This window comes from Mycobacterium sp. UM_CSW (genome assembly GCF_000455205.1).
Classification (GTDB): domain Bacteria; phylum Actinomycetota; class Actinomycetes; order Mycobacteriales; family Mycobacteriaceae; genus Mycobacterium.
The window spans coordinates 58,668-78,078 of record NZ_AUWQ01000023.1 but is presented as its reverse complement, the minus strand read 5'-3'; the positions used below and the strand labels follow the sequence as shown (position 1 = coordinate 78,078).

Genomic DNA, 19,411 nt, shown 5'->3' with positions numbered 1-19,411 from the left:
GCGGCGACGGCTATGACTTCAGCATGTTGCGCAGCACGTACTGCAGGATGCCGCCGTTGCGGTAGTAGTCGGCCTCGCCGGGGGTGTCGATGCGCACCACCGCGTCGAACTCGATCGGGTCACCACCGTCCTTAGTGGCCTCGACCTTCACCGTCTTCGGGGTCTTCCCGTCGTTGAGCGCCTCGATGCCGGTGATGTCGAAGACCTCGGTCCCGTCTAGTCCCAAGTCTCCGGCGGTCTTGCCCTCCGGGAACTGCAGCGGGATGACGCCCATGCCGATCAGGTTGGACCGGTGGATGCGCTCGAACGACTCGGCGATCACCGCCCGCACGCCCAGCAGCAGCGTGCCCTTGGCCGCCCAGTCGCGTGACGAGCCCGACCCGTATTCCTTGCCGCCCAGCACGACCAGCGGAATGTTCTGTGCCGCATAGTTTTGCGCTGCGTCGTAGATGAACGCCTGCGGACCGCCGTCCTGGGTGAAGTCGCGCGTGTAGCCGCCGGCGACGTCATCGAGCAACTGGTTGCGCAGCCGGATGTTGGCGAAGGTGCCGCGAATCATCACCTCGTGGTTGCCGCGCCGCGAGCCGAAGGAGTTGTAATCCTTGCGGTCCACGCCGTGCTCGTCGAGGTACTGGGCCGCGGGCGTGCCGGGCTTGATGCTGCCGGCGGGGGAGATGTGGTCGGTGGTGACCGAATCGCCCAGCAGCGCCAGCACCCGGGCCCCGGAGATGTCCTTGACCGGCTCCGGGTCGGCCGACATGCCCTCGAAGTACGGGGGCTTGCGCACGTACGTCGAATCCGGATCCCACTCAAAGGTATTGCCGCTGGGGGTCGGCAGGTTGCGCCAGCGCTCGTCGCCCTTGAACACGTCGGCGTAGTTCTTGGTGAACATCTCCTGGCTGATCGCCGAGGCGATGGTGTCCGAGACATCCTTCTGCGACGGCCAAATGTCCTTTAAGTAGACCTCTTTGCCTTCCTTATCAGTACCGAGCGGCTGCTGATCGAAGTCGAAGTCCATGGTCCCGGCCAGCGCGTAGGCGACCACCAGCGGCGGCGACGCCAGGTAGTTCATCTTCACGTCGGGGTTGATCCGGCCCTCGAAGTTCCGGTTGCCGCTCAGCACCGCCGCCACCGAAAGGTCGTTGTCGTTGATGGCCTTTGAGATCTCGTCGGGCAGCGGGCCGGAGTTGCCGATGCACGTCGTGCAGCCGTAGCCGACGAGATAGAAGCCGAGCTTCTCCAGGTACGGCCACAGGCCGGCCTTGTCGTAGTAGTCGTGGACCACCTGGGAGCCCGGCGCCATCGTGGTCTTCACCCACGGCTTGGACGCGAGCCCCTTCTCGACGGCATTGCGCGCCAGCAGCGCCGCGCCCAGCATCACCTCCGGGTTGGAGGTGTTGGTGCACGACGTGATCGCGGCGATCACCACGGCACCGTGGTCGAGCACGAACTCGCCGCGCTCGTCGGAGCGCACCGTCACCGGGCTGCTCACCCGGCCCTTCGCGTGCTTCGCGGCCGACTCCACTTTCGGGGCGTCGTCGGCGTGCCCATTCTCCAGCGCCCCCGGGTCACTCGCCGGGAAGGACTCGTCGACTGCCTCGTCCAGCTTCGAGTAGTCCTTCTTGTCGGGGTCGTCGCCGACGTAGCTCGTAATCTGTTCGCGGAACGTCGCTTTCGCCTCCGACAACGCGATCCGGTCCTGCGGGCGCTTGGGTCCGGCGATCGACGGCACCACATCGGACAGGTTGAGTTCGAGGTATTCGGAGAAGGCCGGCTCGTGCTTGGGGTCGTGCCACATGCCCTGCTCCTTGGCGTACGCCTCGACCAGTGCCAGCTGCTCGTCGGTGCGCCCGGTGAAGCGCAGGTAGGAGATGGTCTCCTCGTCGATCGGGAAAATGGCTGCGGTGGAACCGAATTCGGGGCTCATGTTGCCCAGGGTGGCGCGGTTGGCCAGCGGCACCTCGGCCACGCCCTCGCCGTAGAACTCGACGAACTTGCCGACCACGCCGTGCTTGCGCAGCATCTCGGTCACCGTCAGCACGACGTCGGTGGCCGTGACGCCGGCCTGGATCTCACCGGTCAGCTTGAAGCCGACGACCCGGGGGATGAGCATCGACACCGGCTGGCCCAGCATCGCGGCCTCGGCCTCGATGCCGCCCACGCCCCAGCCGAGCACGCCGAGGCCGTTGACCATCGTGGTGTGCGAGTCGGTGCCCACGCAGGTGTCGGGATACGCCACCCCGTCGCGGTCCATCACGACGCTCGCCAGGTACTCGATGTTGACCTGGTGCACGATGCCGGTGCCCGGCGGCACCACCTTGAAGTCGTCGAAAGCGCCTTGCCCCCAACGCAAGAACTGGTAGCGCTCGCCGTTGCGCTGGTACTCGATCTCGACGTTGCGCTCGAACGCGTCCGCGGTGCCGAACAGGTCGGCGATCACCGAGTGGTCGATCACCAGGTCGGCGGGGGCCAGGGGGTTGACCTTGGCCGGGCTGCCGCCGAGGTCGCCGATGGCCTCGCGCATGGTGGCCAGGTCGACGATGCACGGCACGCCGGTGAAGTCCTGCATCACCACGCGGGCCGGCGTGTACTGGATCTCAATGCTGGGCTCCGCCTTGGGATCCCAGTTCGCGATGGCCTCGATGTGGTCCTTGGTGATGTTGCTGCCGTCCTCGTTGCGCAGCAGGTTCTCGGCCAGCACCTTGAGGCTGTAGGGGAGTTTCTCGGTATTGGGGACGGCGTCTAGGCGGTAGATCTGGTAACTCTTGTCGCCGACCTTGAGGGTGTCGCGGGCTCCGAACGAGTTCACAGAATCAGTCACTTCAACTCCCAAGGATTAAGTTCTCCCGCCGACGGGCCATGTCGGCGGTGCGGTACCACTTTAACAGTACGCTTGTCCTGTATTACGGCGGGTGCCCCTAATCCCAGTCTTGTCGCGCGCGGCGCGGGTTTAAAGCCCCATTACAGTGTCGGCATGACCGGGCACCCGATCCTGCCGCTCTACATTCCGGTGGACGTCGACATGACCGCGATCAAGGCGCAGGTCGCCGCCACCGGCGTCAGCGCCCCGCCGGCCGCGATGCCCGGCCTGCTCGACATCGTCAACCAGGCGCACGCCGACGGCATCAACCTCAAGATCGTGCTGCTCGACCACAACCCGCCGAACGACACCCCTCTGCGCGACATCTCCACCGTCGTCGGCGCCGACTATCACGACGCCACCGTGCTGACATTGAGCCCGAGTTACGTCGGCACCTACAGCACGCAATTTCCGCGCGTGACGCTCGAGGCCGGCGAGGACAACGCCAAGACGGGCAACCCAGTCGTCTCGGCGCAGCATTTCCTGCACGAGTTGAATACGCCCGAGTTCCCCTGGACGGGCCTGACCATCTTCCTGCTGATCGCGGTGCTCGCGGCGGCCGTGGGCACCCGATTTCTACAGTTGCGCGCCAAGCGCGCAGCAACGCCGGCCGAGGCGCCGGGAACGACGGCGGAAGCGCCCGACGGCGCCTAGTAACGGCGTCTGACACGCGCATCCGGCGCGGGTCAACTGATGGGGCGGTCGCCCCAGACTCAGCGCGGCAAACACCGCAGGTCACCGTTCGGTCACATTAAACGCACGTCAAGAGTGCAGTTTGTGACTAGCGTTTCCACCGCGTCATATGTGACGTACGGTGCAAATGGTGCTCGTGTTGTTTGTGGCGTTTTCAGAAAGGCCGTGCCTGGCGCCGCCCGTCCGCGTTGAGCCGTAGGAGACCTGTCGAATGAGACGTACGCGCTGGGGACCCTCTGCGCGACCGGCCATCAGGTTGCTCCGGCCGGTCGTTCCGTCGGTGCTGAGCGTGGCCATGCTGATGTCCACCCCGGGCCTGGCCGACGCCGACCCCGCCGCGGACAGCATGGCCGCGTTGATCGCGAACGTCGCCAAGGCCAACCAGCGCCTGGAAGACCTGACGGCCGAAATCCAGACCGAGCAGGAAAGCGTCAACAAGGCACTGGTCGACGTCGAGACCGCGCGGGACAACGCGACCGCCGCCGAGCACGACGTCGAGGCCAGCCAGCAGGCCGTCAAGGACGCCAACGCGGCGATCGCCGCGGCCCAGCACCGGTTCAACACCTTCGCGGCGGCCACCTACATGAACGGGCCGTCGGGCAGCTACCTGACCGCGACCAGCCCGGAAGACATGATCGCGACCCAAAGCGCCGCCGAGACCCTGACCGCGAGCTCCCAGGCGGTAATGGACAAGCTGCAGCGCGCCCGGACCGAGCAGGTGAACAAGGAGTCGGCGGCGCGGCTGGCCAAGCAGAAGGCCGACAAGGCCGCCGCCGACGCCAAGGCCAGCCAGGACGCCGCGGTGGCCGCGCTCACCGATTCCAAGCGCAAGTTCAACGACCAGCGTGAACTGGCCACCCGCCTGGCCGACGAGCGGGACCAGGCCCAGGCGAAACTCGTAGCGGCCCAGCGTGAATGGGCGGCGGAGCACGGCTCGTCCGGCGTCGCGGTCTCGGGGGACCGGTGGGATCCGGGTGCCCCGGCCGGCGCCCCGCATTCCGGCGGCCGCCGGTGGGATGGCCTGTGGGACCCGACGTTGCCCATGGTGCCCAGCGCCAACGTCCCCGGTGACCCGATCGCCGTCATCAACCAGGTGCTGGGCATCTCGGCCACGTCGACGCAGGTCACCGCCGGCATGGGCCGAAGCTTCTTGCAGCAGCTGGGCATCCTCAAGCCCGATGACACCGGCATCACCAACGCCGCACCCGGCGGCACCGCCGGCCGCATCCCCCGGGTGTACGGGCGGCAGGCCACCGAGTACGTGATCCGGCGCGGCATGTCGCAGATCGGCGTGCCCTATTCGTGGGGCGGCGGCAACGCGGCCGGGCCCAGCAAGGGCATCGACTCCGGCGCCGGGATCACCGGCTTCGACTGTTCGGGCCTGGTCCTGTACTCGTTCGCCGGCGTGGGGATCAAGCTGCCGCACTACTCGGGGTCGCAGTACAACCTGGGCCGCAAGATCCCGTCGGCGCAGATGCGCCGCGGGGACGTCATCTTCTACGGACCTGGCGGCAGCCAGCACGTGACGATCTACCTCGGCGACGGCCAGATGCTCGAGGCTCCCGACATCGGATTGAAGGTTCGCGTCGCGCCCGTGCGCACCAGCGGGATGACGCCGTACGTGGTCCGCTACATCGAATGGTGACGACCAACTACTGAACGAGGAGCTATGCGCCGCAATAGGTTTCGCCTGATCAACTTCGCCTGGATCACCGCTGTGGTGGCCGGGTTGATGTTGTCTGTGGCCAGCCCCGCTCCCGTGGTTAGGGCCGACCCCGGCCAGTGGGACCCCACCCTGCCGGCCACCATCAGCGCCGGAGCGCCGGGCGATCCGCTCGCCGTGGCCAACGCCTCGCTGCAGGCCACCGCCCAAGCGACCCAGACCACGCTGGACCTCGGCAAGCAATTCCTCGGCGGGCTCGGGATCAACCTCGGCGGTGACCCGGCGCCGACGGCGGCGACCCCCACCAACCCCGGCGGCAAGATCCCGCGGGTCTACGGCCGGCAGGCCATCGAATATGTGATCAAGCGGATGGGATCGCAGATGGGTGTCCCGTATTCGTGGGGCGGCGGCTCGCTGGACGGGCCCAGCAAGGGCGTCGGCGACGGGGCCAACATCAACGGCTTCGACTGCTCGGGGCTGATGCGCTACGGCTTCGCCGGTGTCGGCGTGCTCATCCCACGGTTCTCCGGTGACCAGTACAACGCCGGTCGCCACATTCCGCCCGACCAGGCGAGGCGCGGCGACCTCATCTTCTACGGCCCGAACGGCGGCCAGCACGTCACCATGTACCTGGGCAACGGGCAGATGCTCGAGGCGTCCAGCCTCGCCGGCAAGGTCACCGTCAGCCCGGTGCGCAAGCCCGGCATGACGCCGTTCCTGACTAGGATCATCGAGTACTGATCGCGGGGCCGGCGAGGCATCAACCGGGCGAGCGTCGACGGAAACCGGCTGGCCTGGAATAGTTGGTCCAGGGCACGTCGCTGCCCGGCAGTCGTGTCCAGATGAGCGTGGAGGGTTCTTGATGACATCAGCAGGTGGGCCGCCCCCGGGCGCCAGCAATTACCCGGGCCAGGGTGGTCCGTCCGGCCCTCCGGCGCACGAGGCGCCTCCAGGCGGCGGTAACGGGCTGGCCGCCGAGGTCCACACGCTGGAGCGGGCCATCTTCGAGGTCAAGCGGATCATCGTCGGGCAGGACCAGCTCGTGGAGCGGATGCTGGTCGGCCTGTTGTCCAAGGGGCACGTGTTGCTCGAGGGTGTCCCCGGCGTTGCCAAGACGCTGGCCGTGGAGACGTTCGCGCGCGTGGTCGGCGGGACGTTCGCGCGCATCCAGTTCACGCCCGACCTGGTGCCCACCGACATCATCGGTACCCGCATCTACCGGCAAGGCAAGGAGGAGTTCGACACCGAGCTCGGCCCGGTGGTGGTCAACTTCCTGCTCGCCGACGAGATCAACCGCGCGCCGGCGAAGGTGCAGTCGGCGCTGCTGGAGGTCATGCAGGAGCGCCACGTGTCGATCGGCGGCAAGACCTTCCCGCTGCCCAACCCGTTCCTGGTGATGGCCACCCAGAACCCGATCGAGCACGAGGGCGTCTACCCGCTGCCCGAGGCCCAGCGCGACCGCTTCCTGTTCAAGATCAATGTCGGCTACCCGTCGCCGGAGGAGGAGCGGGAGATCATCTACCGGATGGGCGTCAAGCCGCCGGTGCCCAAGCAGATCCTCAACACCGGCGACCTGCTGCGGCTGCAGGACATCGCGTCCAACGTCTTCGTCCACCACGCGCTGGTCGACTACGTGGTGCGCGTCGTCACCGCCACCCGCAACCCCGAGCAGCTCGGCATGAACGACGTCAAGACCTGGGTCTCGTTCGGTGCGTCACCGCGCGCCTCGCTGGGCATCATCGCCGGCGCCCGCTCGCTGGCGCTGGTCCGCGGTCGCGACTACGTGATCCCGCAGGATGTCGTGGAGGTCATTCCCGACGTGCTGCGGCACCGGCTGATACTCACCTATGACGCGCTCGCCGACGAGATCTCGCCGGAGATCGTCATCAACCGGATCCTGCAGACGGTGGCCCTGCCGCAGGTGAATGCCGTTCCGCAGCAAGGTCATTCGGTTCCCCCGGTGATGCAGACCGTGGCGGCCAGCGGTCGGTGACCGAACCCCACAAGGCGGTGCGTCATCCGCCATCGTTCGAGCGCGGGCAGATTGACGACCCGAAGCTGTCGGCGGCGCTGCGCCAGCTCGAGCTCACGGTCAAGCGCAAGCTCGACGGGGTCCTGCACGGCGACCACCTCGGCCTGATCCCGGGGCCGGGTACCGAGCCGGGGGAGTCGCGCGAGTACCAGCCCGGCGACGACGTCCGGCGGATGGACTGGGCCGTCACCGCGCGCACCATGCACCCGCACGTCCGGCAGATGATCGCCGACCGCGAGCTGGAGACGTGGATGGTGGTCGACATGTCGGCCAGCCTGGACTTCGGCACCACGGTGTGCGAGAAGCGCGACCTGGCCGTGGCCGCCGCGGCGGCGATCACGTTCCTCAACAGTGGCGGCGGCAACAGGCTCGGCGCGATCATCGCCACCGGCGCGACGATCACCCGGGTCCCGGCCCGCTCGGGGCGCCAGCACGAGCAGACGCTGCTGCGCACCATCGCCACCACGCCCAGGGCACCGGTCGGCGTGCGCGGCGATTTGGCGACCGCGATCGACGCGTTGCGCCGGCCCGAGCGCCGCCGCGGCATGGCCGTCATCATCAGCGACTTCCTGGGCCCCATCAACTGGATGCGCCCCCTGCGGGCGATCGCGGCCCGCCACGAGGTGCTGGCGATCGAGGTGCTCGACCCGCGCGACGTCGAGCTGCCCGACATCGGCGACGTGGTCTTGCAGGACGCGGAAACCGGGGTCACCCGGGAATTCACCATCGACGCCCAGCTGCGTGACGACTTCGCCAAGGCGGCCGCGGCCCACCGCGCCGAGGTGTCCCGCACCATCCGCAGCTGCGGGGCCCCGGTGCTGACGCTGCGCACCGACCGGGACTGGATCGCCGACATCGTCCGCTTCGTCGAGTCCCGCCGTCGCGGGGCACTGGCGGGCCGGCAGTGACACTGCCCCTGCTGGGCCCGATGACGCTGTCGGGCTTCGCGCACGCTTGGTTTTTCCTTTTCCTGTTTGCCGCCGTCGGGTTGGCCGCGCTGTACATCGTGCTGCAACTCGCGCGGCAGCGGCGGATGCTGCGATTCGCGAACATGGAGCTGCTGGAAAGCGTTGCACCGCAACGTCCTTCGCGTTGGCGGCACGTGCCGGCGATCCTGCTGGTGTTGGCGCTGGTGCTGTTCACGATCGCGATGGCGGGGCCGACGAACGACGTCCGGATCCCGCGCAACCGCGCGGTGGTGATGCTGGTGATTGACGTGTCGCAGTCGATGCGCGCCACCGACGTTCCGCCCAATCGCATGGCGGCCGCGCAGGAGGCCGCCAAGCAGTTCGCCGACGAGCTGACACCCGGCATCAACCTGGGCCTGATCGAGTATGCGGGGACCGCGACCGTGCTGGTGTCCCCGACCACCAACCGGGAAGCGACCAAGAACGCGCTGGACAAGCTCCAGTTCGCCGACCGCACCGCGACCGGGGAAGGCATCTTCACCGCGTTGCAGGCCATCGCCACCGTCGGCGCGGTGATCGGCGGCGGCGACACGCCCCCACCCGCACGCATCGTGTTGTTCTCCGACGGCAAGGAGACGATGCCGACCAACCCCGACAACCCCAAGGGCGCCTTCACCGCCGCGCGCACCGCCAAGGACCAGGGCGTGCCCATCTCGACGATCTCGTTCGGCACGCCCTACGGCTTCGTCGAGATCAACGACCAGCGCCAGCCCGTTCCCGTCGACGACTCCACCATGAAGAAGGTCGCCGAGCTCTCCGGTGGGAACTGGTACAACGCCGCCAGCCTGGCCGAGCTGAAAGCCGTCTACGCGTCGCTGCAGCAGCAGATCGGCTACGAGACGATCAAGGGCGACGCCAGCACGGGCTGGCTGCGGCTGGGTGCGCTGGTCCTGGCCCTCGCGGGGCTGGCCGCGCTGCTGATCAACCGGCGCCTGCCGACGTGATTCTGCCGCCGAGCGTCACGCCAGCGTGACGGTGGGCGTCGAGCGTCGCGCTAGTGTGACGCTCGCGGCACGACAGGGGGCAGATTTCGGGGCACGCGCCGCGAGGCGATAGGTTGACGGGGTGACTGACACAGCCACCGAAACCGCTACGGACGTCCCCGCGGGCAAGCCTCCCTTCGTATCTCGCTCGGTCCTGGTGACGGGCGGAAACCGGGGGATCGGTCTGGCGATCGCCCAGCGGCTGGCCGCCGACGGGCACAAGGTGGCCGTCACGCACCGCGGGTCCGGGGCGCCCGAGGGGCTGTTCGGCGTGGTGTGTGACGTCACCGACAAGGACGCCGTCGACCGCGCGTTCAAAGAGGTCGAGGAGCACCAAGGCCCGGTCGAGGTGCTGGTGTCCAACGCCGGCATCTCCAAAGACGCCTTCCTGATCCGGATGACCGAGGAGCGGTTCGAAGAGGTCATCAACGCCAACCTCACCGGGGCGTTCCGGGTGGCCCAGCGGGCGTCGCGCAGCATGCAGAAGAAGCGGTTCGGCCGCATCATCTTCATCGGGTCGGTGTCCGGCATGTGGGGCATCGGTAACCAGTCCAACTACGCGGCCGCCAAGGCCGGCCTGATCGGCATGGCACGATCGATCTCGCGTGAGCTGTCCAAGGCGGGCGTGACGGCCAACGTGGTCGCCCCCGGCTACATCGACACCGAGATGACGCGCTCGCTGGACGAGCGCATCCAGGCGGGCGCACTGGAATTCATCCCGGCCAAGCGGGTCGGCACCGCCGCCGAAGTCGCCGGGGCGGTCAGCTTCCTGGCTTCCGAGGATGCGAGCTACATCGCCGGCGCGGTCATCCCGGTCGACGGCGGCATGGGCATGGGCCACTGATTCACGAAGCACGAAAAAGACGAGAAGGACGGATATGGCAGGACTGCTCGAAGGCAAACGGATTCTGGTCACCGGAATCATCACCGACTCGTCGATCGCTTTCCACATCGCGCGGGTGGCCCAGGAGCAGGGGGCCGAACTGGTGCTGACCGGATTCGACCGGCTGCGGCTGATCCAGCGCATCGCCGACCGGTTGCCGGCCAAGGCCCCGCTGATCGAACTCGACGTGCAGGACGAGAAGCACCTCGCCACCCTGGCCGACCGGGTCACCGAGGTGATCGGCGAGGGCAACAAGCTTGACGGCGTGGTGCATTCGATCGGCTTCATGCCGCAGAGCGGGATGGGCATCAACCCCTTCTTCGACGCCCCCTACGAGGACGTCGCCAAGGGTATTCACATCTCCGCGTATTCGTATGCCTCGCTGGCCAAGGCGCTGCTGCCGATCATGAACCCCGGCGGCGGGATTGTCGGCATGGACTTCGACCCGTCGCGCGCGATGCCGGCCTACAACTGGATGACCGTCGCCAAGAGCGCGCTGGAGTCGGTGAACCGGTTCGTGGCTCGAGAGGCCGGCAAGTACGGTGTGCGCTCGAATCTCGTTGCCGCTGGGCCGATTCGGACCCTCGCAATGAGCGCGATCGTCGGCGGTGCGCTCGGCGAAGAGGCGGGCGCCCAGATTCACCTGCTCGAGGAAGGCTGGGATCAGCGCGCGCCGTTGGGCTGGAACATGAAGGACGCGACGCCGGTCGCCAAGACGGTGTGTGCGCTGCTGTCCGACTGGCTACCGGCCACCACCGGCACCGTCATCTACGCCGACGGCGGCGCCAGCACCCAGTTGCTTTAGCGCGTAATGGATTTCGACGCCGTCCTGCTCTTGTCCTTCGGCGGGCCGGAGGGCCCCGAGCAGGTGCGGCCGTTCCTGGAGAACGTCACCCGGGGCCGCAACGTGCCGCCCGAGCGCCTCGACGAAGTCGCCGAGCACTACCTGCATTTCGGCGGAGTATCGCCGATCAACGGCATCAACCGCGCCCTGATCGCCGAGCTGCGCGCGGAACTGGATCTGCCGGTGTATTTCGGCAACCGGAATTGGCAACCCTACGTCGAGGACACCGTCGCGACCATGCGGGACAACGGTGTTCGCCGCGCCGCGGTGTTCACCACGTCGGCGTGGAGCGGATATTCCAGCTGCACGCAGTATGTCGAAGACATCGCCCGGGCCCGCCGGGTGGCCGGGCCGGGCTCACCCGAATTGGTAAAGCTGCGGCCGTATTTCGACCATCCGCTTTTCGTCGAGATGTTCGCCGGGGCCGTCACCGCCGCCGCCGAAACGGTGCCGAAGGGCGCCCGGCTGGTCTTCACCGCGCATTCGGTCCCGGTGGCCGCCGACCAGCGCTTCGGTCCCCAGCTCTACAGCCGCCAAGTCGCCTATGCCGCAAGGCTGGTCGCGGCGGCCGCCGGCTACACCGACTACGACCTGGCCTGGCAGTCGCGCTCTGGCCCGCCGCAGGTGCCGTGGTTGGAGCCGAGCGTCGAGGACCACCTCGCGACGCTGACGGGCACCGAGGCCGTCGTCGTCTGCCCGATCGGGTTTGTTGCCGACCACATCGAGGTGGTGTGGGATCTCGACCACGAGTTGCGGTTACAGGCCGAGGCCGCGGGGTTGGCCTTCGCCCGCGCCGCAACTCCCAACGCCGACAGGCGATTCGCCCGGCTCGCCGCCGACCTGATCGACGAGCTCCGTCACGGCCGGGCGCCGACCCGGGTCACCGGAAGGGATCCGGTGCCGGGCTGCCTCGCCAGCGTCAACGGCGCGCCGTGCCGCCCGCCGCATTGCATGGCGCGCCAACAGGATTAGCGGGTCGCCGCCATCAGACTTAGCGGCGATCGCGAGCGCGGCGTAGCCGGGCGAAGCGGGTCGCGCCATCAGACGTAGTCGGCGATCGCGAGCGCGGCGTAGCCGGGCGAAGCGGGTGGCCGCCAACAGGATTAGTCGGCCCAAGCCGATTGCAGGATCGCGTCGACCGCGGCCATCCGCGCCGAACGCACCACGGTGGTCAGCGGGCGCAGCGCGTCGGTGGCGATCTGCGCCTGTGACGACGACTGCGTGATGCCCGCGGCGATGCGATCCGCGGGGGAATCGGACCGGCTCAGCCCGGCGCTGACGGCGATGATGGCGTCAACGTGCGCGGCGTTCTCCAGCACCCGCAGGGCTCGCGACGGCGCATGGTCGGGAATGCGGTGCTGCCGTGCCGATTCCAGCAGCTGCTCAACGAGCCCGCGCGGATCGTCGACGTCGGCGGCGGCGCCCAAGCCGATGGCGCCGAGGGCATCCGCGGCCGAGCGTACGGCGGACCGCAGCGCGTATTCCGCGTCCCCGAGCTCGTAGTGGTGCAGCGGCGGCGCGCCGGGCAGTGAGTACACGGTCCACGACAGCGCACACAATTCTGGTAGGTCCGCGTCGTCGTTGGCGCCGTCCAGATCGCCGTAGCTGAACTCGGGGACCAGCCCGACGGCGGTGGTCGGATCGTCGGGGTTGGCGATGATCACGGCCTCGCCGGAGGCCAGCGCGTCGCTCTCGAACTGCGTCCCCGCTGCCAGCCCACGAACGTCGCCGGGGACCGGCAGCACCACGCTGATGGTCCCGCGCAAACGAGCCGGCAACCCTGCGGACGCCGGCACGGACGGCCGGCCGACCGCCGCGCGCAGCGTCTGCAGCAGTGTGACCGTCCCGGCGTCGTGCACATCGGGCCACGGCAGTCCCGTGTGGCCGGCGGCGACGGCATCATACGCCGTGACCGATTGCTTTGGCGCCCAAAGGGATAACGCGTCCAACACATCGTCGGGCGCGGCCTTGCCCGCGAGCCAGGCGTTGGCCCACAGGGACAGCGAGACACTGGGACACCACATGATCTCGGAGTGTAGTTGTTTGGTCCGGCAAAGGCGGATTACGCGTATTCTGACCGCATGCCCGCCGCGGTGATTTGGCTCATATTCGCGCTGGTGCTGGCCGGTGCGGAGGCGCTGACGGGCGACATGTCGCTGTTGATGCTTTCCGGGGGCGCGCTGGCCGCCGCGGGCACCACTTGGCTGGTGGGCTGGCCGATCTGGGCCGAGGCGGCGGTGTTCGTGGTCGTCTCGGTGCTGCTGCTGGTCTTGGTGCGGCCGGCGCTGCGGCGTCGGCTCACACCCGCGAAGGGGCTGCCGACCGGCATCAAAGCGCTGGAGGGCAAGAGCGCGCTGGTGCTCGACCGCGTCGCCCGCGACGAGGGTCAGGTGAAGCTGGACGGTCAGGTATGGACGGCCCGGCCACTCAACGACAACGATGTCTACGAACCCGGCGAACGGGTGACGGTCATGCAGATCAACGGCGCCACCGCGGTGGTGTTCAAGGACATGTAATACCTCTGAAGAAACGGGAGGAAGCACCATGGCTGGGATCGCTCTTTTGTTGGTGGCCCTTGCGATCATCGTCTTTGGGATCATCGTGGTGGCGAAGTCCGTCGCGCTGATCCCGCAGGCAGAGGCCGCGGTGATCGAGCGGCTGGGCCGTTACAGCCGCACGGTCAGCGGGCAGCTCACGTTGCTGGTGCCGTTCATCGACCGCGTGCGCGCCCGGGTGGACCTGCGCGAGCGGGTGGTGTCATTCCCGCCGCAGCCGGTGATCACCGAGGACAACCTGACCCTCAACATCGACACCGTGGTGTATTTCCAGGTCACCGTCCCACAGGCTGCGGTCTACGAGATCAGCAACTACATCGTCGGCGTCGAGCAGCTCACCACGACCACGCTGCGCAACGTGGTCGGCGGGATGACGCTCGAGCAGACGCTGACCTCCCGCGACATGATCAACGGCCAGCTGCGCGGCGTGCTCGACGAGGCCACCGGCCGCTGGGGCCTGCGGGTCGCCCGGGTAGAGCTGCGCAGCATCGACCCACCGCCGTCCATCCAGGCCTCGATGGAAAAGCAGATGAAGGCGGACCGGGAAAAGCGGGCCATGATCCTGACCGCCGAAGGGAACCGGCAGGCCGCGATCACTCAGGCCGAGGGAGCCAAGCAGGCGCAGATCCTGGCCGCCGAGGGCGCCAAGCAGGCCGCGATCCTGGCCGCCGAGGCCGACCGGCAGTCCCGCATGCTGCGCGCCCAGGGTGAGCGCGCGGCGGCCTACCTGCGGGCGCAGGGGCAGGCCAAGGCCATCGAGAAGACGTTCGCCGCGATCAAGGCCGGCAGGCCCACCCCGGAGATGCTCGCCTACCAGTACCTGCAGACGCTGCCGGAGATGGCGCGCGGTGACGCTAACAAGGTGTGGGTGGTGCCCAGCGACTTCAGCTCGGCGTTGCAGGGCTTCACCAAACTGCTGGGTGCCCCCGGCGAGGACGGCGTATTCCGGTTCCAGCCATCCCCGGTCGACGACGTCCCCAAGCACGCCGCCGAGTCCGACGACGCCGACATCGCCGACTGGTTCTCCACCGAGACCGACCCCGCGATCGCCCAGGCGGTGGCCAAGGCCGAGGCGAGCGCCCGCGCGCCGGTGGACGGCGAGCCCGGCGCGCCGCCGCAGCTGACCCAATAGGCTCGCTTGCATGAGTGCGCTGACTTCACCGAAAACCTATGCGGCGCTTGCCGTGTTCCACGCCGTCGACGCGGTGGCGTGCGGGGTGCAGGTCGCCCCGATCAAGAAAGTTCTGGACGACGTCGGGGTGCCGGACGAGATCCGACCCGTGCTGCCGGTCGTCAAGGCGGCCGCGGCGGTCGGCCTGCTCTCGGTCACCCGGTTCCCCGGCTTGGCGAGGCTGACGACGGCGATGCTGACGCTGTATTTCACCCTGGCCGTCGGCGCGCACATCCGGGCGCGGGACAAGATCGTCAACGCGGTGCCCGCCGCGACGTTTTTGGCCACCTTCGCGGCGATGACGATCAAGGGTCCGGAGCGGGATTAGTCCCCGCTTCAATCTTGGCGAACGATTGCGCTTTTCGGCCGAGCCCGGACGGGGATCGAATAGTTGCGCGGCGTTTCGGGTAACTGACCTACCCAATGAGTGGAAATGCTGAGGTCCGGGCCGCCGATCGCCGAGCGGCGCATCGGTCCATCCAGGGCACGGCCATCGGCAACTTCATGGAGGCGTACGACTTCACCCTGTTCAGCCTCGTCGCCACGCTCCTTGCGCAGACGTTCTATCCCGGGAGCAATTCCGACGCGGGCAACCTGATCGCCACGTTCGGCACGATGACGGCGGGATTCGTCGTCCGGCCCCTCGGTGGGTTCATCTTCGGCCCGCTCGGCGACCGGATCGGGCGCAAGCCCGTGCTGGTGATGACGATCTCGCTGATGGCGGTCTGCGGCGCCTTGACCGGCGCACTGCCCGGCTACCACACCATCGGGATCTGGGCGCCCATCCTGCTCACGGTCATTCGCATCGGTCAGGGACTTTCCTCCGGCGGCGAATACGCGGGCGCCATGACGTTCATCGCCGAACACGCCCCCGACCACAAACGCGGGATGATGGCCGGATTTCTCCCGGTGGGCACGCTCGGCGGGTTCGTCGTGGGCGCCGTGCTGGTGACGGGCCTGCAAACGGCGCTGTCGAGCGCCGAGATGCTGAGCTGGGGCTGGCGCATCCCGTTTCTGCTGGCCGCGCCGCTCGGCCTGGTCGCGATCTACCTGCGTTCGCGGATCGAGGAGTCGCCCGGTTACGAGAAGGTGCATAAGGTCGCGGTGCCGGTCTCCGTCCGCACCCAGTTCGTGCTGACCGTCGTGCGGCAGTGGAAAGGGTTACTGATCTGCCTCGGGGTGGAGCTCGCGGTCACCGACACCAGCTACATGGTCAGCGGGTACGTGCCGACATATCTCAAGAAGACCGCGGGCGTGGGGGACACCGCGGCCCTGGTGATGGTCCTGGTGGTGCTGGCGGTCCTGACGGTCGGGGTGCTCCTGGTCGCGATGCTGTCCGACCGCATCGGGGTCAAACCGCTGATGTGGACGGGCTGCGGGCTGCTGGTCGGGGTCTCGCTGCCGGCGTTCGCGTTGATGCGGTTCGGCGGGGCGTATCCGACGAAGTTCGCCGGCGTGGCGCTCGTCGCCTTGCCCATGCTCTTCCTGAGTAGCCTCGAGCCGGCGATCCTGCCCGCGCTGTTTCCCACCCACGTGCGCTACGGCGCGGTGTCGATCGGGTTCAACATCGCGGTTTCGGCCTTCGGCGGCACCACGCCATTGATCGCCGAGACGCTGGTGGCCGGAACCGGCAATCCGATGATGCCCGCGTACATGCTGATGTTCGCCGGGCTGGTCGGCGCCGTCACGTTGATCTTCGCCCCGGAGGTGGCGGGCAAGCCGCTGCTTGGTTCCGGTGTCGTCGACCTCAGCGCGGCAGCGGCGGCACGGGCGGAGCCGGCATGACGCTTGGCGCGGTGCCCGACGGCGGCGCCGGGAACTTGAAGCGAACCTGAAGATAGCGGGCTGGACAGGCAGGTCCAGCAAAGTGGCGCTAACAATGAGGCATGGTGAGTAACCCGCGCGCGGGCAGGCACCCGGCGGCCGGCACACCGCGGGTGCTGGTGGTCGAGGATTCCGAGACGATCCGGGAGATGGTCAGCGAGGCGCTGACCGACGCCGGATACCACGCCGACGCCTGCCCCGACGGCGACGGTCTGGAGGCCGCGCTCGACGGCCTGCGACCGGACTTGGTGGTGCTCGACGTGATGCTGCCGGGCCGCGACGGATTCGAGCTCATCGAGGTAATCCGCGATTGGGGCGACGCGGGCATCGTGCTGATCACCGCGCGTGACGGCCTCGACGACCGGCTGCGCGGCCTCGACGGCGGGGCCGACGACTACGTGTCAAGCCGTTCGAGCTGGCCGAACTCGTGTCGCGGGTCGGTGCGGTGTTGCGCCGGCGGGGACGGCTGCCGCGGGCGCTCCAGGTGGGCGACCTGATGCTCGACGTCGACGCGGGGGTCGCCGTGCGCGCGGGACATCCGCTGGACCTGACCGCCACCGAGCTGCGGTTGCTGCGATTCCTGGTCGAACAGCGCAGCCGAATCGTGAGCGCCCCGCAGATCCTGAACGCGGTGTGGGGCTACGACGCCTACGACCCCAACCTGGTGCAGGTGCACATCAGCGGGCTGCGCCGCAAGCTCGAGGCACACGGCCCGCGAATCGTGCACACGGTCCGCGGCATCGGCTACCGCATGCAGGCCCACCGATCATGACGGCACCAGCCGATCCGGCGACCCCGACGCCGTCGCTGCAGCGCCGGGTCGTCGTCGTCGCTATCGGCGTGCTCGCCGTCGTGTTGCTGATCCTGGGCGTGATCATCGACGTCACCGTGCGCGCCCAGGCCCGTCGAAACCTCAACGACCGGCTTCTCGCGGCCACCTCCCGCGCGGACGCCCTGGCGATCGCGCGCACGCCGCCGCAGCAGATCGCCGCCCAACTGGGCGGCGGCACCGTGCGCGCGCTCGTGGTCACCGCGGACGGCACGGCCTACGGCGACCCGGCGATCAGCCCGCAGACCACCGCCGGCGCGTTCGTTCCCCCGCTTGGGCCACCGCCACCGCCGCCGCCCGGTTACCCGCCGTTCGGGCCGCCGCCGGGCGTGCCGCCCCCGCCGCCGGACGCGACCGCCACCGAGCTGGTGCATCCGTTGCCCGACGGCGGTCGCGTGATCCTGGTGGCGGACACGACGCAGACCACGCAGGTGACCCGGGAGCTGCGCCAGCTGATGATCGGCGCGGGTGTGGCGACGCTGGTGGTGGCGGCGCTGCTGCTGATCGCGGTCAGCCGGGTCGCGCTGCGGCCACTGGACCGGCTCACCGCGCTGGCCACCAACATCGCGACGGGTGATCGCGGCCGACGATTGCGCCCGAAGCGCGCCGATACCGAATTAGGCCGTGCCGCAGCAGCTTTCGACGGAATGCTGGAGGCGCTGGAAGCCTCCGAGCGGCGGGCCCAGCACTCGGCCGAGGATGCCCGGCGCGCCGAGGCGGCCACCCGGCGATTTCTCGTCGACGCGGCGCACGAGCTGCGGACGCCGATCGCCGGCATCCAGGCGGCCGCCGAACAACTCGTCAGCAACGCCGGCCAGCAGCGCGACGACGCGGCCCGTGCCCAGCACCGCCGTGCCAGCCTGCTGCTGTCCGACGCCCGCCGCGCCGGGCGCCTGGTGGCCGACATGCTCGACCTGAGCCGAATCGACGCGGGACTGCCGCTGGATCTGCAAGATGTCGACCTCGCCGCTGTCGTCGACGCCGAAGCCGACCGGGCGGCCTTGCTGGCGCCTGGCGTCACGGTCATCCGGACCGGCCCGGACGAACTGCGAATGAAAGCGGACCCGAACCGGCTGGCGCAGATCCTGTCCAACCTGCTCGACAACGCCCGGCGCTACACCCCCGAGGCCGGCGCCATCCACGTCGACCTGCGCTCCCGCGACCACGCGGCCGAGGTCACCGTCACCGACACCGGCCCCGGCATTCCCGACGACGAACGCGACCGCATCTTCGAGCGGCTGGTGCGCCTGGATGCCGGGCGCGCCCGCGACCACGGCGGTGCCGGGCTGGGCCTGCCGATCGCCAGGGCGCTGGCGCGCGCCCATGGCGGGGAGCTGACGTGCCTGCCGCGCGAGGGCGGGGCTCAATTCCGGCTCAGCCTGCCGCTCGACGCGGGCGTGAATTGAGGGAGCGGTGGTCGCCCCAACCGGATTGTTGGGGCGACCACCGCTCGCCGGTGCGCTGGACGGCCGGCGTCAGAATCCCGGCGGCGGTGGAGGTGGTCCGCCGGGATGCTGCCCAAAGGGTCCGCCCGGTGCACCGGGCCCGGGCGGGGGAGCCCCGAACGGTCCGCCAGGACCCCCCGGACCCGGCGGCGGTCCGGGTTGCCCCGGTCCCGGTGGTGGCGGCGGCGGATCGGCGCTGGCCACCGCGGCGCCGAAGCCGGCCGCGGCCACCCCGAGGGCGCCCGCGAGCAACGAACCGGCGATCGCTTGCTTGATCTTCATTGTCGGTTTCTCCTTTGCTGCGTTATCGGGCCGGCGGTGGTGACGACGGCGGGGACGCCGGACCGCCGGGAGGGGCCGGGAGGCCGGGCTGCGGCGGCTGGCCCGGCGGCGGCGGGGCGGCCCAGGGCGGCGGCGGGTGCCAGGCGAACGGCGGTGGCGGCGGGGGACCCAGGGCGCCCGGCGGCGGCGGAAAACCCCAGCCCGGCGGTGGGGGCGCGGGGGCCCAGAGGCCGATCAGGGTGGCGGCACCGAACGCGCCGACGGCGAGCCCGGCCAACCCGCTGCCGACCGCGACGCCCACGGGGTGCCGCTGCAGGACCGAAGGTGGGGTAGCGGGCTGCGTGGTGTGTGTCGATTCCTCGCTGGTCACTGTGCCTCC

18 protein-coding genes and 1 pseudogene are annotated in these 19,411 nt (G+C 69.1%); 15 read left to right on the top strand and 4 right to left on the bottom strand.

The genetic code is table 11. The features are described 5' to 3' along the window. Nucleotides 1–10: 10 nt before the first annotated feature. Nucleotides 11–2,821 carry an aconitate hydratase gene (locus N415_RS10180; protein ID WP_068180499.1) on the bottom strand — a complete coding sequence of 937 codons (2,811 nt, stop codon included), beginning with the start codon at nt 2,819–2,821 and terminating at the stop codon, nt 11–13. A 153-nt stretch (nt 2,822–2,974) separates the two neighbouring features. Between N415_RS10180 and N415_RS10175 the strand changes: the two genes are divergently transcribed. The 9 genes from N415_RS10175 to N415_RS10135 all read left to right on the top strand — a co-directional run bounded on the left by N415_RS10175 (nt 2,975) and on the right by N415_RS10135 (nt 11,898). Next, nucleotides 2,975–3,514, top strand: a complete 540-nt coding sequence (locus N415_RS10175; protein ID WP_068180496.1) for a DUF6676 family protein — start codon at nt 2,975–2,977, stop codon at nt 3,512–3,514. A 250-nt stretch (nt 3,515–3,764) separates the two neighbouring features. Continuing rightward, entirely contained in the window at nt 3,765–5,198 is a 1,434-nt protein-coding gene (ripA, locus tag N415_RS10170) for an NlpC/P60 family peptidoglycan endopeptidase RipA (protein ID WP_068180495.1), read from the top strand. Between the two features lie 24 nt (nt 5,199–5,222). Beyond that, nucleotides 5,223–5,957, top strand: a complete 735-nt coding sequence (gene ripB / locus N415_RS10165) for an NlpC/P60 family peptidoglycan endopeptidase RipB (RefSeq protein WP_068180491.1) — start codon at nt 5,223–5,225, stop codon at nt 5,955–5,957. A 121-nt stretch (nt 5,958–6,078) separates the two neighbouring features. Beyond that, complete coding sequence (locus N415_RS10160; RefSeq protein ID WP_067160734.1) at nt 6,079–7,209, top strand: MoxR family ATPase; 1,131 nt, start codon at nt 6,079–6,081, stop codon at nt 7,207–7,209. Continuing rightward, a complete protein-coding gene (locus N415_RS10155) occupies nt 7,206–8,156 on the top strand; it encodes a DUF58 domain-containing protein (protein WP_068127098.1) in 951 nt (316 codons plus the stop codon). Before N415_RS10160 ends, N415_RS10155 begins: the two co-directional genes overlap by 4 nt. Continuing rightward, nucleotides 8,153–9,160, top strand: a complete 1,008-nt coding sequence (locus N415_RS10150) for a VWA domain-containing protein (protein WP_068180487.1) — start codon at nt 8,153–8,155, stop codon at nt 9,158–9,160. Before N415_RS10155 ends, N415_RS10150 begins: the two co-directional genes overlap by 4 nt. A 121-nt stretch (nt 9,161–9,281) precedes the next feature. Further along, nucleotides 9,282–10,043, top strand: coding sequence for a 3-oxoacyl-ACP reductase FabG1 (gene fabG1, locus N415_RS10145; RefSeq protein WP_068180485.1), 762 nt, complete (start codon nt 9,282–9,284; stop codon nt 10,041–10,043). Nucleotides 10,044–10,077: 34 nt separating this feature from the next. Then, a complete protein-coding gene (gene inhA / locus N415_RS10140) occupies nt 10,078–10,887 on the top strand; it encodes an NADH-dependent enoyl-ACP reductase InhA (RefSeq protein ID WP_068103250.1) in 810 nt (269 codons plus the stop codon). A gap of 6 nt (nt 10,888–10,893) precedes the next feature. After that, entirely contained in the window at nt 10,894–11,898 is a 1,005-nt protein-coding gene (locus tag N415_RS10135; protein WP_068180482.1) for a ferrochelatase, read from the top strand. A 131-nt stretch (nt 11,899–12,029) separates the two neighbouring features. Here the strand turns inward: N415_RS10135 and N415_RS10130 are convergent, their stop codons facing one another. Further along, the gene (locus tag N415_RS10130; RefSeq protein ID WP_068180479.1) at nt 12,030–12,950 is read right to left on the bottom strand and encodes a hypothetical protein; all 921 of its coding nucleotides are present in this window, start codon (nt 12,948–12,950) and stop codon (nt 12,030–12,032) included. A 57-nt stretch (nt 12,951–13,007) separates the two neighbouring features. Here N415_RS10130 and N415_RS10125 point away from each other — a divergent pair, with 57 nt between their 5' ends. The 6 genes and pseudogenes from N415_RS10125 to N415_RS10100 all read left to right on the top strand — a co-directional run bounded on the left by N415_RS10125 (nt 13,008) and on the right by N415_RS10100 (nt 18,711). Further along, nucleotides 13,008–13,442, top strand: coding sequence for an NfeD family protein (locus N415_RS10125; protein WP_068180474.1), 435 nt, complete (start codon nt 13,008–13,010; stop codon nt 13,440–13,442). Nucleotides 13,443–13,470: 28 nt separating this feature from the next. Next, nucleotides 13,471–14,613 carry an SPFH domain-containing protein gene (locus N415_RS10120; protein WP_068103241.1) on the top strand — a complete coding sequence of 381 codons (1,143 nt, stop codon included), beginning with the start codon at nt 13,471–13,473 and terminating at the stop codon, nt 14,611–14,613. Between the two features lie 10 nt (nt 14,614–14,623). Continuing rightward, entirely contained in the window at nt 14,624–14,980 is a 357-nt protein-coding gene (locus N415_RS10115) for a DoxX family protein (RefSeq protein ID WP_068180471.1), read from the top strand. 95 nt (nt 14,981–15,075) lie between these two features. Beyond that, nucleotides 15,076–16,437, top strand: coding sequence for an MFS transporter (locus N415_RS10110; protein WP_068180469.1), 1,362 nt, complete (start codon nt 15,076–15,078; stop codon nt 16,435–16,437). A gap of 101 nt (nt 16,438–16,538) precedes the next feature. Next, a pseudogene (locus tag N415_RS10105) lies at nt 16,539–17,248 on the top strand (response regulator transcription factor). Next, complete coding sequence (locus tag N415_RS10100) at nt 17,245–18,711, top strand: HAMP domain-containing sensor histidine kinase (protein ID WP_068180467.1); 1,467 nt, start codon at nt 17,245–17,247, stop codon at nt 18,709–18,711. The pseudogene N415_RS10105 and the gene N415_RS10100 overlap by 4 nt, the downstream one beginning before the upstream one ends. A gap of 69 nt (nt 18,712–18,780) precedes the next feature. Here the strand turns inward: N415_RS10100 and N415_RS30580 are convergent, their stop codons facing one another. Together N415_RS30580 and N415_RS30575 are read right to left on the bottom strand one after the other, a co-directional pair. Then, a complete protein-coding gene (locus N415_RS30580; protein ID WP_081665169.1) occupies nt 18,781–19,032 on the bottom strand; it encodes a hypothetical protein in 252 nt (83 codons plus the stop codon). A gap of 22 nt (nt 19,033–19,054) precedes the next feature. Further along, the gene (locus N415_RS30575) at nt 19,055–19,402 is read right to left on the bottom strand and encodes a hypothetical protein (RefSeq protein WP_081665168.1); all 348 of its coding nucleotides are present in this window, start codon (nt 19,400–19,402) and stop codon (nt 19,055–19,057) included. Nucleotides 19,403–19,411: the final 9 nt, after the last annotated feature.

Coding starts and splice junctions, on each gene's coding strand:
- N415_RS10125 (WP_068180474.1), top strand. CDS start 13,008: ATGCCCGCCGCGGTGATTTGGCTCATATTCGCGCTGGTGCTGGCCGGT.
- N415_RS10135 (WP_068180482.1), top strand. CDS start 10,894: ATGGATTTCGACGCCGTCCTGCTCTTGTCCTTCGGCGGGCCGGAGGGC.
- N415_RS10110 (WP_068180469.1), top strand. CDS start 15,076: ATGAGTGGAAATGCTGAGGTCCGGGCCGCCGATCGCCGAGCGGCGCAT.
- N415_RS10175 (WP_068180496.1), top strand. CDS start 2,975: ATGACCGGGCACCCGATCCTGCCGCTCTACATTCCGGTGGACGTCGAC.
- ripB (WP_068180491.1), top strand. CDS start 5,223: ATGCGCCGCAATAGGTTTCGCCTGATCAACTTCGCCTGGATCACCGCT.
- N415_RS10115 (WP_068180471.1), top strand. CDS start 14,624: ATGAGTGCGCTGACTTCACCGAAAACCTATGCGGCGCTTGCCGTGTTC.
- N415_RS10120 (WP_068103241.1), top strand. CDS start 13,471: ATGGCTGGGATCGCTCTTTTGTTGGTGGCCCTTGCGATCATCGTCTTT.
- N415_RS30580 (WP_081665169.1), bottom strand. CDS start 19,032: ATGAAGATCAAGCAAGCGATCGCCGGTTCGTTGCTCGCGGGCGCCCTC.
- N415_RS10160 (WP_067160734.1), top strand. CDS start 6,079: ATGACATCAGCAGGTGGGCCGCCCCCGGGCGCCAGCAATTACCCGGGC.
- ripA (WP_068180495.1), top strand. CDS start 3,765: ATGAGACGTACGCGCTGGGGACCCTCTGCGCGACCGGCCATCAGGTTG.
- inhA (WP_068103250.1), top strand. CDS start 10,078: ATGGCAGGACTGCTCGAAGGCAAACGGATTCTGGTCACCGGAATCATC.
- N415_RS10100 (WP_068180467.1), top strand. CDS start 17,245: ATGACGGCACCAGCCGATCCGGCGACCCCGACGCCGTCGCTGCAGCGC.
- N415_RS10130 (WP_068180479.1), bottom strand. CDS start 12,950: ATGTGGTGTCCCAGTGTCTCGCTGTCCCTGTGGGCCAACGCCTGGCTC.